At 36.6% G+C, this 11,302-nt stretch carries 9 protein-coding genes; 3 read left to right on the top strand and 6 right to left on the bottom strand.

Annotation, left to right across the window (positions count from 1 at the left end; genetic code table 11):
* Position 1 precedes the first annotated feature (1 nt).
* The 4 genes from HDC90_RS01790 to HDC90_RS01775 all read right to left on the bottom strand — a co-directional run bounded on the left by HDC90_RS01790 (position 2) and on the right by HDC90_RS01775 (position 5,262).
* Positions 2–1,300 carry a nucleotide sugar dehydrogenase gene (locus HDC90_RS01790; protein WP_184463266.1) on the bottom strand — a complete coding sequence of 433 codons (1,299 nt, stop codon included), beginning with the start codon at positions 1,298–1,300 and terminating at the stop codon, positions 2–4.
* Entirely contained in the window at positions 1,293–1,841 is a 549-nt protein-coding gene (locus HDC90_RS01785) for a UpxY family transcription antiterminator (protein WP_184463264.1), read from the bottom strand. The genes HDC90_RS01790 and HDC90_RS01785 overlap by 8 nt, the downstream gene beginning before the upstream one ends.
* A 349-nt stretch (positions 1,842–2,190) precedes the next feature.
* Positions 2,191–4,479 carry a polysaccharide biosynthesis tyrosine autokinase gene (locus HDC90_RS01780; RefSeq protein WP_184463262.1) on the bottom strand — a complete coding sequence of 763 codons (2,289 nt, stop codon included), beginning with the start codon at positions 4,477–4,479 and terminating at the stop codon, positions 2,191–2,193.
* Positions 4,480–4,503: 24 nt separating this feature from the next.
* Complete coding sequence (locus HDC90_RS01775; protein WP_184463261.1) at positions 4,504–5,262, bottom strand: polysaccharide biosynthesis/export family protein; 759 nt, start codon at positions 5,260–5,262, stop codon at positions 4,504–4,506.
* Between the two features lie 716 nt (positions 5,263–5,978).
* On the opposite strand from HDC90_RS01775, the gene HDC90_RS01770 reads away from it, so the two are divergent.
* A complete protein-coding gene (locus tag HDC90_RS01770; protein WP_184463259.1) occupies positions 5,979–6,656 on the top strand; it encodes an acetyltransferase in 678 nt (225 codons plus the stop codon).
* 65 nt (positions 6,657–6,721) lie between these two features.
* Here HDC90_RS01770 and HDC90_RS01765 read toward each other — a convergent pair whose 3' ends face one another.
* Together HDC90_RS01765 and HDC90_RS01760 are read right to left on the bottom strand one after the other, a co-directional pair.
* Complete coding sequence (locus HDC90_RS01765) at positions 6,722–7,111, bottom strand: response regulator transcription factor (protein WP_184463257.1); 390 nt, start codon at positions 7,109–7,111, stop codon at positions 6,722–6,724.
* Between the two features lie 44 nt (positions 7,112–7,155).
* On the bottom strand, positions 7,156–7,920 hold the full coding sequence (locus HDC90_RS01760) for a DeoR/GlpR family DNA-binding transcription regulator (RefSeq protein ID WP_108198946.1): 765 nt from the start codon (positions 7,918–7,920) through the stop codon (positions 7,156–7,158).
* Positions 7,921–8,078: 158 nt separating this feature from the next.
* Here HDC90_RS01760 and HDC90_RS01755 point away from each other — a divergent pair, with 158 nt between their 5' ends.
* Positions 8,079–9,692 carry a glycerol-3-phosphate dehydrogenase/oxidase gene (locus tag HDC90_RS01755; protein WP_184463255.1) on the top strand — a complete coding sequence of 538 codons (1,614 nt, stop codon included), beginning with the start codon at positions 8,079–8,081 and terminating at the stop codon, positions 9,690–9,692.
* Complete coding sequence (glpK, locus tag HDC90_RS01750) at positions 9,685–11,175, top strand: glycerol kinase GlpK (protein WP_184463253.1); 1,491 nt, start codon at positions 9,685–9,687, stop codon at positions 11,173–11,175. Before HDC90_RS01755 ends, glpK begins: the two co-directional genes overlap by 8 nt.
* The last annotated feature ends 127 nt before the right edge of the window (positions 11,176–11,302 follow it).

Below are 11,302 nucleotides of genomic sequence, written 5' to 3'. Positions count from 1 at the left end.
CTTACAACCGAACCGTTTCTATTGATTGTGGTAATGCAGCTTTTATATCGTATACCACACATGTTGGTTTACGCAATGCTGTGATATTTAAACTATTGAAAGCCTCGTGTGCTACTGCCAGTACAATCCCATCGTACTTTCTAGTTTTTGATGAGCCATTTTCGCAGATAATACCGTAGTTACGGTTAGCCTGATCGGCATTTGCCCAGGGATCGTGAATGGTTACTTTAACTTTGTATTCTTCCAATCGCCTTACAATATCAATAACTTTGGTATTTCGCACGTCAGGACAGTTTTCTTTAAACGTAAAACCTAACACCAGTACTTCTGCCCCCACAATGTGAATGTTTTTAGCGATCATTTTTTTGATGATCTGATCAGCCACATATTTACCCATCCCATCGTTTACACGTCGTCCGGCTAAAATAATTTCAGGGTGATAACCAGCTTCCTGTGCTTTTTGCGCCAAATAATATGGATCTACCCCAATACAATGCCCACCAACTAAGCCTGGCTTGAAATTCAGGAAATTCCATTTGGTACCGGCCGCGGCTAAAACTTCGGAAGTATCGATGCCGATCTGGTTAAAAATCATTGCCAATTCGTTTACAAAAGCAATATTGATATCACGCTGGGCGTTTTCAATCACTTTAGCTGCTTCGGCCACTTTAATAGACGAAGCTTTATAAGTTCCTGCAGTAATTACCGAACGGTATAGTGCATCTATTTTTTCGGCAGCTTCAGGAGTAGAACCTGATGTGATTTTTAAGATATTGGCAACGGTATGTTGTTTATCTCCAGGATTAATGCGCTCTGGAGAATAACCAGCAAAAAAATCTTTATTGAAAACCAAACCAGATCCTTTTTCTAAAATGGGCACACATTCGTCTTCAGTTACACCAGGATATACAGTTGATTCATAAACCACTATATCTCCTTTCTTTAAAACTTTAGCCACAACTGCACTCGCTTTAATTAAAGGGGTTAAATCCGGCCTGTTGTTTTTATCAACAGGCGTTGGTACTGTAACAATGTAAACCGATGAGCTGCGTAATTTTTCGATTTCATTGGTACAGTACAGGCCTTTTAAAGTTGTGCATTCGAATGTTAAAACCTCATTCAATTCAGATTCATTAACTTCCAATGTGTTGTCGTATCCGGCTTTTAATTCTGCTATCCTGCTCTGGTTAATATCAAAGCCAAATACCTTGTATTTTTTCGCAAATTCTACTGCCAACGGTAAGCCAACGTAGCCAAGGCCAATTACCGTCATTTTCAGATTATCTTCAGCGTTATACATAATGTTGTTGCGTATTTACGGTTAATGTTAAGTTGCTTATTGGCACTCTGGTAACTAAAGCACAGTCTAAATGATCGAAAGACATTAAAACATGCTTGCCATGAATCTGGATCACCTCTCCTTCCTGATTATGGAAGAGACCATTACTGATCCGAACACGGTCTCCTTTCGAAACACCGGTTAAACTCACTACGTCTACATCATTATAGGTATCCATAATGTGTTTCAACTTTTCAATCTCACTATCCCTAACTACTGCAGGCTTGCCCATGTAATTAATAAAGTTTAAAACACCGAGTGTATACCTGATTTTGTAACCTTCACGCTCATCTATTTTCACAAATACATATCCGGTAAAAAGCGGAAGGCTAACGATTTTCTTTCTATCAGCCCATTGATTTTCTACATTACGAACAGGGCAAAAAGATTCGAAACCTTGCTCTTGCAGTAAGCGGTCAACTTTTTTCTCCCAACGCGGGCGGGTATAAATCACAAACCATTTTTTTGCGAACGAGGGTTTGATGTTAATTGTAGATTCCATTTTTTTTGATGAGGTTATAGTTTGGTTTTTTAGGCGATTTGATACAGCTTCGCTATATCACTTACATGATAGCTATCGGTTATTCTTTTTTTAATTGTATGCTAAAAGGCTTTATTCAGTCCGTCGGATATAGCTTCGCTATATCACTTACATGACAATTTTATTTTTAAATCTTATTTTGCTTTTTGGGCAAATGGGCAATCTAATTAAGAGTTGTTTACAAGGTGCTAATGCTTAAATGATACTGAAGTTTAGGCATCGAGGCTTTATTGTTTGTAAACAGAATTAAATCGTTCGGGGACGTTTATTGGTAAAGGGTGTTGGTATTATCTTTTAAAACAAGGTAGATTTAGTTTGCCATAGCATAACCGTAACCACCATAGCTGTATTTTTGGCTTTTCTCCCGTTTGGCATCGTTAAAAACAACCATCGGATTTTTAAGCTTATTGTTTTCACAAATGTCTTTCAGTATGGCCAACTGGTATTTGTTGGTGTAGTTATAACGCACCAGGTAAATACTTACATCGGCATATTCTGCTAAGCTAAAGGCATCAGCCACCTGGCCAACTGGCGAGGTATCAATAATGATATAATCGAACCTCTCTTTCAGTTCATCAAACAATAGATCCATTTTAGGGCTCATCATTACTTCTGCAGGATTTTCAGGCGATTGACCACATCCAATCACCCATATATTATCTGAAACACTGGTAGGTTTAATAATATCATCTAACACAGACTCACCAATTAAATAGTCGGTTAATCCCTTGGTTTGCTTTAGACCCACTTTATTCAAGAGGTCAGGTTTTCTTAGATCGAACTCCAGCACAACAACTTTTTTATCAAGCATTCCTAAGGTAGTGGCCAGATTTACACTAAAGAATGTTTTACCCTCTCCTTTCATACTAGAGGTAACCAACATTACTTTATTTTCGATATTGTTAGACATCAGTCCTAAATTCATTCTGATGTACCTAAACAGCTCTGATATTGTAGAACGGTTGTCTTTTTGAAAAACGATGGTGCTTTTATCTTGGTTATGAGAAAGTTCGCCAAGCATTTTTGCACCAGTTAACTCAATAGCACTGGCATCTTGTATCTTATTGTTTAAAATTCCTTTGGCATAAATTGCTCCTGCAGGTACAAAAAATCCAAAAATAAATCCACACAGATACAAAAGTGGTTGCTTAGGGCTATCAGGCGTAGTGTTGTAGGCCGGTTTATCTACCACCTGCGAAGTTGGAACGGTTGCAGAAAGCGACAAAGCGGTTTCTTCTCTTTTTTGTAGCAAATACTTATATAAACCTGATTTTACACTTTGTTCGCGGCTCCTTTCCAATAAGCCCCGCTCGATGGTGGGTACAGATTTAATTTTATTATCGAATTGAGAGTAGTTGGCGCTCAGGTTGTTTCTTTCAATAACGAACCCCTGTTTTATACTAGATAAGTTCTCTAAAATATTGGTTTTTAGTGTTGCTATTTGCTCGTTAAGGTTTAGTACCAAAGGGTTTTCTGCATTAGCGGTACGTAACATTCTATTTCTTTCCAATTGCAGATCGTTAAATTTTGAAATCAATGAATTCAAAATCGGGTCTTTTAAGCCCATTGCACTTGGAACGAGGTTAAACTGACTTTGTTTACCTTTGAAATAATTTTCGATAGACTGTAATAACCTTAGTTGCACTGACGATGCTTCCAATAACTGATTATACTCTCCTGAGCGTGCAGCATTCATCTGGGCATCCATATTAACATCGGTAACACGGTTTTGTTGTTTGTAGTTTTCTACATCCCCCTCGGCACCAGAAAGATCTGCAACCAGGTATTTTAGGCGGTTATCGATAAATTTAATGGTATTTCGGGCCATGATATTTTTATTATTAACATTATTAATGTTATAGGTTTCAATCAGATCGTTAAGAATATCAATTCCCCGCTGTGGAACCACATCGTTCAAACTTATGGTAATGGTGTTGGCATCTTTAACAACCGGAACTATTTTTAATGAAACCAAGTTATAAGCCTCTGTCATTTTATATAAGTTTTTAAACTGAAGTCTAATTTTGCCAAATTCGCTTTTATATGCTGGTCCCTTATCTATCTTAATCGCATAGTCTTTAGTATTAATGATATTGCCATACTTCACTATATTTGTCTTTAGGCTATCCTGAATAATATAAGAGATTTCGTCCAGGTAAGAAACGTTAATTTTTCTTCTGTAAGCACCATTTTTTAAACTTATAGCGGTAACTACAAGTGGCGAAGTTTTTCCATAAAGCTCTTTTTCTCTAATTCCTTCTTTTTTAAAGTAGGCCGTTTCTAGGTTTAGTTTTTTCAATACTTTAAAAATCAAGTCTCTCGATCTTAATATCTCAATTTCGTTATCAACCGTTTTAACCGTTTGAAACATATTAAGATCGCTGAAAGCGGTACTGTTAGACATTGCGGCACCATTTTTATCATCAGAGATTAGTAGTGTGCTACTCACTTTATATTTTGGTGGGGTAATGTATAAAAAAGCATATACGGCTACCATAGAAATAATGATACTGATTAAGAAATAGTGCCAGTTTCTGGCAAACCTGGTCATAGTTTCTGCAAAATCTTTTGCGCCACCAATTGAACTTTGTTTAAGCATGATATATCTTCTTTTAAGAAACGTTTATCGACGGAGAACAGCTGTAATCAATACTGCTACAGCAGATATTGAAGCAATTACTACTGGCATAATGCGCGTATTCGGACTGTATTCAATCGCTTTGGACTTATCTGGTTCTACATACACCACATCGTTTTGTTTCAGATAAAAGAATGGAGAATCCATCACATCCTGATTGTTTAGATTAAGCCTTTTCATTACTCTTTGACCATCTTGTTGCCTGATCACTAAAATATTCTCTCTTTTACCATAAACAGTCATATCGCCCGCCATACCTAATGCTTCCAGGAGATTAATATTATCGCCTTGTACGGTGAAGGTTGATGGTTTGTTTACCTCACCAATTACTGTTACCTTAAAATTGACCAACTGAACATCAACTACCGGTTTTTTAACATATTTATCTAATTCTTTCGATATTGTAGCTTGTGCCTGCTCAATGGTTAAACCTTCCAAGCGAACGTTGCCTACAACAGGAAGATTAATCATTCCGTCCTTACTTACCCGATAACCATCTACTTTATAATTGTTTTCAGAACTTGCGTTTCGTGTATTAACGGCAAATAAAACATTCGACTCTTGATTTAAACTGTTTATACTTACACTTAAAAGGTCGTTTTGCTGAATTTTAACTTCCTGTCCTTGAAGCTTAACTTCGCTGGTTTGTTTAGCCAGGTTACTAAAGTATACAAGATCTCTTCTAGCAGCGCATCCGCTAATTATACTTGTATATATTGCGATAAATAATATTACTTTCTTCATAGCTTAAGTAATGTTTAATTTTTTTCTTTCGATTTATTGAGAACTAAGCTATGCAATTAAGCATCAATGTTTTATATGCAAAACAGGGTTGTATTTAAATTGTATAAAATATAGTCGGTATGCACAGCATTTTAAATACTGTGCTCATAAATTGCACAACATTTGTAAATTTTACAACGCGTAACTTGTATAATATTCGGGCTATATTTTTACTCAAAAAAGCCTATTTTTCGATATGATCTTAATTGGTAAAGTTCAAAAAACATCAGAAAATGTTTTAACATTTAAAAAAGCTATTTAATACTACACTTTATAGGGGGGATAAAATAATTTTTATAAAATTTTAGCTAAAAACTGCCGATTACTAGGCCTAGATTTACTATTTAACATATTGCTTTTTTAACCAGGTATTGAATAAGTCTCAATACGCATATTTCTGTGTAAGTTGTTTTACAGTACATTCTTAATTGTTTAAAAATTACATTCCACTCAACGTGATTGAGCTTTCCTTAACTGGGATATGTTCTTAGCAATCGACCCAGGTAAAACGATTAATATATAGGTTGTATCCCTTAAAAGCAGTACAAAAACTAAAAAAGTTGACAACTGTGAAAGCTGTAAACACGCATTAGCAAAATATGTACAGTATACTTTCAAAGGGATTAAAAGCTTGTTTTATCCATAAATTCGTAAAAACCCTAAAAGAAAAATGAAATATGGAAGTTATTATTTATGGAACTGGAAAAATGGCTGAATTTATTTGTTATTCCTTTATGAATGACAGCGATTATAATGTTGTTGCCTTTTGTGTTGACGATGCCTATGTACCCCCAGCAGGTAATACGCTACAAGGATTACCCATTTTAAGTTTTGAACAGGTAATTAAAGATTTTTCTCCAGAATCCCATAAAATGCATGTTGCCATTGGTAGAAATAGTGCCAGAGAAAGTGTATACCATAGAGTAAGTCAAGCGGGCTATAGTTTTGCAAATTACGTTTCCTCTAAAGCCAATATATGGCCTGACCTGATATTTGGGCACAATACTTTTATCGATCAATGCTGCGATATACAACCTTTTGTAACCATAGGCAATAATTGCATGCTTATTGGCGCCAGGATTGGCCATCACTCTACTATAAGAAACAATGTTTTGCTATCTGGTAATATACTAGCAGGTAATGTAAATATTGGAAATAACTCTTTTTTAGGTATAAACTCCGCAGTTAAAGAAGATATTACCATTGGCAGTCATAACATTATTGGTGCAGGTGTTTTTATCAATAAAAATACTGAAGATTACGCTATTGTTTCTAACGGCTCAGTACAACAACGTATAGGAGACTCGAAGCGTTTTGTTATGTTTAACAAAGCTCAGGAAGTTAAACAGACTTAGAAAATGTTTTACAGATAAAAAGGGAAGCTATTTTTAACTTCCCTTTTTATGTAGCCTAACTGTAATTAAACTTTTATTCTATTTTCTACGCTACGCTTTAACTGAGCATTAATGCGCTCCAAAACATCATTAATATCAAAAGGTTTACTGATATAATCATCTGCAAAAGCATCAATGGCTTTCTGTTCACTATTATTCTGTGCAGACATTACAATAATCGGGATGTGCTTAGTAAAAATATCGGTTTTTAAATCTTCGCAGATTTCTGCGCCGTTTCCATCCGGCAACATTACATCAAGTAAGAAAAGATCAGGCATGGCATCCTGGATATTTTTCTTTAACTCAGCAAATGATGATGAAAGCTGCAGTTCAAAGCCCTCATCTTTTAATAGAATTTCAATAACGTTTCTGATCTCCTGATCATCTTCTAAAATGTGTATTCGTTTTCTTTCCATGTTCAAATTATAATGTTTGGGATATACTGTTTGCGTGGAATTCGCTATACAATAGTAACAGTAACACCTAAACTCTCTAAATGTTTAACAATTTGTTCAGAAATTCCTTTGTCTGTAATAATATGATCAATTTCTTCTAATCCACATATCTTTCCGAACCCTCTTTTTCCAAATTTAGTAGAATCGGCCAGCACAATTGTTTTTTGCGATGCACCGATCATTTTACGGTTTAAATGTGCCTCCATTGCATTTGTAGTGGTTAATCCAAAATCAAGATCAATTCCATCAACACCTAAAAACAGTTTATTAAAATAAAAATCCTGCAAAACCTGTTCCGCATAAGCACCCATTACCGACGAAGAACTTTTTCTAAGCAATCCCCCCAATTGTATTACTTCAATACTAGGCTCACGCATTAATTCGAGTGCTACATTTAAGGCAGAAGTAACCACCGTTAAATTTGTTGCAGGCGCAATGTTCTTTGCAAAATACAGTACTGTGGTACCGGATGCAATAACGATTGAATCGTTATCATTTAACAATGCAGCAGCAGCAATACCTATTTTATTCTTTTCAGTCGATTGTATTTTCTCTTTCTCATTAACCGGACGATCTACCGTATATGGATTGTTTACGGTTGCACCTCCATGTGTTCTAAATAGAAGGCTCTTATCTTCCAGTAGTTTTAAGTCCTTTCTTATTGTTACAGACGACACTTTCAGTTCCTTACATAAATCTACTACATTTATATATTGATCACGTTGCAGGCGACTTAAAATAAACTGGTGCCTCTCAGCCAAATTCATCATAGTATATCTAATTAGCGAGCTGCAAATTAACAATAAAAACATTCTTTAAAATATTTTAGGCAAATAATTAATAAATTTTTAACGCTCATATTATATTATTTCGATTATGATTTCTTATAATTGCGTATTGTTTCGTTTTATTATTTTTACAAATCTAAATGGAAAGATTACATCCACATCATATAGCAGAAAACTTAAATTGGGACTTCATTATTATTGGTGGGGGTGCTACAGGCTTGGGTACCGCATTAGATGCTGCAAGCAGAGGTTTTAAGACTTTGCTGGTAGAACAATCTGATTTTGCCAAAGGAACATCCAGCCGTAGCACTAAATTGGTACATGGCGGTGTTCGTTATCTTGCGCAGGGAGATATCGGTTTAGTTAAACATGCATTAAAAGAACGTGGTCTATTACAACAAAATGCTAAACACCTCGTAAATAAAGAAGAATTTCTGATTCCCTGCTACGATTGGTTCTCTGTTATAAAATATTTAACCGGGCTTACACTGTACGATTGGCTAGCAGGCAAGTATAGCTTCGGCAAATCTAAATTTTTCTCTAAAAAAGAAACTTTAAGTATGATGCCCGGCATTAAAGAGAAGGGATTAAAAGGAAGTATCAGGTATTACGACGGAAAGTTTGATGACGCCCGTTTAGCAATAAATATTGCACAAACTGCCATCGAAAAAGGTGCATCCTTATTGAACTATACAAAGGTAACCGGTTTATTAAAAAGCGGCAATACAATTACTGGTATTGAAACAGAAGATACTATAACTGGCTTAACCGCTAAATATAATGGCAAAATAGTAATTAATGCAACAGGTGTGTTTGTAGATGATATCCTGCAAATGAATAACCCCAATTCAAAAAAAATGGTGCGCCCCAGTCAAGGCGTACATGTGGTACTAGATAAGAGTTTTTTAAATAGCGAATCGGCTTTAATGATACCCAAAACCTCTGACGGACGTGTTTTATTTGCTGTTCCGTGGCACGACCATTTATTGGTAGGCACAACAGATACGCCATTAAATGAACATAGTTTAGAGCCCAGGGCACTAAAAGAAGAGGTTGATTTTATTATGAGTACTGCGGCAAGTTATTTTAACCGCAAACCTATGGAAGAAGATATCTTGAGCGTATTCTCAGGTTTACGCCCTTTGGCCGCACCTACCAATGGCGATGCAAATAGTACGAAGGAAATTAGCAGAGACCATAAATTAATTGTTTCTGCAAAAGGATTAATTACTATTACAGGTGGTAAATGGACAACTTACCGCCGAATGGCAGAAGAAACGGTTAATTTGGCCATTACACATGCAAATTTAGAATCGAAACCATGCGTAACCCAAAATTTAAGCATACATGGCAATTCTGCCACTGTTGCAGATGATCATTTAGATATATATGGATCCGATCGCAGTAAAATTGAAGCGTTAATTGCGCAAGATCCAAGTCTTGGTAACAAACTGCATCCTGCATTCCCTTATACAGAAGCCGAAGTACTTTGGTCAGCACGGAATGAAATGGCCGAAACGGTAGAAGACATTTTAAGCAGACGACTTAGGATCTTGTTTATTAATGCACAAGCAGCTAAAGATATGGCACCTAGAGTAGCTTCGCTCCTGGCTAAAGAACTATCTGCAGATAAAAACTGGGAAATTAACCAAATCGAAGCTTTTGATAAATTAGCCGATGGTTATATTTATCACTCAACACCTAAAATAACCAAATCGGCTTTAGCCAATAACCAAATTCCTAATTATGAGTAAATACATCTTGTCTATCGATCAGGGAACCACAAGTTCGAGAGCAATTATTTTTAATCACAATGGTGAAATTGTTGCCATTGCGCAACGAGAATTCACACAGATTTATCCTAAAGCCGGCTGGGTAGAACATGATCCAATGGAAATCTGGTCGACACAATTGGCTGTTGTAACAGAAGTGATTGTTAAGGCAGGTTTAACCGTTGGCGATATTGATTCTATCGGCATTACCAATCAACGCGAAACCACTGTGATTTGGGATAAAGAAACAGGACAACCCATTTATAATGCCATTGTATGGCAAGACAGGCGTACTTCTGCTTATTGTGATGAAATTAAAGCACAAGGATTAGCCAATAAAATACAGGAAAAAACAGGACTGATTATAGATTCCTATTTCTCTGCTACTAAGGCCAGATGGATCTTAGAAAATGTTGCCGGGGCCAGAGAAAAAGCTGAAGCTGGAAAACTTGCTTTCGGAACCATTGACACCTGGTTAATCTGGAAATTAACAGCAGGTGAAAAACATGTAACCGACGTTAGTAATGCCTCGCGGACAATGCTTTATAATATCCACACTTTAAACTGGGATGAAGAATTGCTTGAACTTTTTTCTATACCGAAAGCAATGCTTCCTGAAGTAAAATCATCAAGTGAGGTTTATGGAGAAACCGCTGGCCGTATATTGGCAGCAAAAATTCCTATTGCAGGTATAGCTGGCGATCAGCAGTCGGCCTTATTCGGGCAAATGTGTACCGAAATCGGGATGGTAAAAAACACCTACGGTACTGGCTGTTTTATGTTGATGAATATCGGCTCGAAACCCAAAATTTCTGCCAATAATCTATTAACTACTATCGCCTGGCAGATAAATGGAGAGGTAAATTATGCTTTAGAAGGCAGTATTTTTATTGGAGGCGCTGTTGTACAGTGGCTTCGCGACGAAATGGGACTCATTTCTAAATCGGCCGATGTTGAAACCTTAGCTAAAAAAGTAAAAGATACCGATGGCGTTTATGTTGTTCCTGCTTTTGCAGGCTTAGGCGCACCACATTGGGATCAACATGCACGAGGCACTATAACTGGATTAACCCGCGGTACAAACAAATCGCACATTGCCAGGGCAGCCTTAGAAAGCATTGCCTATCAAACCATGGATGTTTTGAAAGCCATGGAAGCTGATGCAGGCGTGAATATTGCCGAATTAAGGGTAGATGGTGGTGCTACGGCTAACAATTTACTGATGCAGTTCCAGGCCGATCTGTTAAATTGTAAAGTAATCAGACCAGATGTAACAGAAGTTACCGCCATTGGTGCTGCATATTTGGCCGGATTAGCTACCGGTTTCTGGAAAAGTATAGATCAAATCCGTTCGCAATGGAAAATTAACAGAACTTTTGTTGCTGAGGAAGGAGTTGATAATACGGAAAGAATAAAAGGCTGGAATAGAGCAATAAAAGCTGCTCGTGTAAACGCAGAAGACTAACAAACAGCAGTAATCGAGAGGTGTATCTAAATATAGATTTGTCATCCTGAGGGATAATTTATTATATAAAATGAATACAAATGACTGATAAATAAAGCAGGTAAATGGTCAAGAAGTATCTTCATTT

Origin of the sequence: Pedobacter sp. AK013 (genome assembly GCF_014205835.1) — a bacterium.
Classification (GTDB): domain Bacteria; phylum Bacteroidota; class Bacteroidia; order Sphingobacteriales; family Sphingobacteriaceae; genus Pedobacter.
This window is presented reverse-complemented; position numbering and strand designations above follow the sequence as displayed.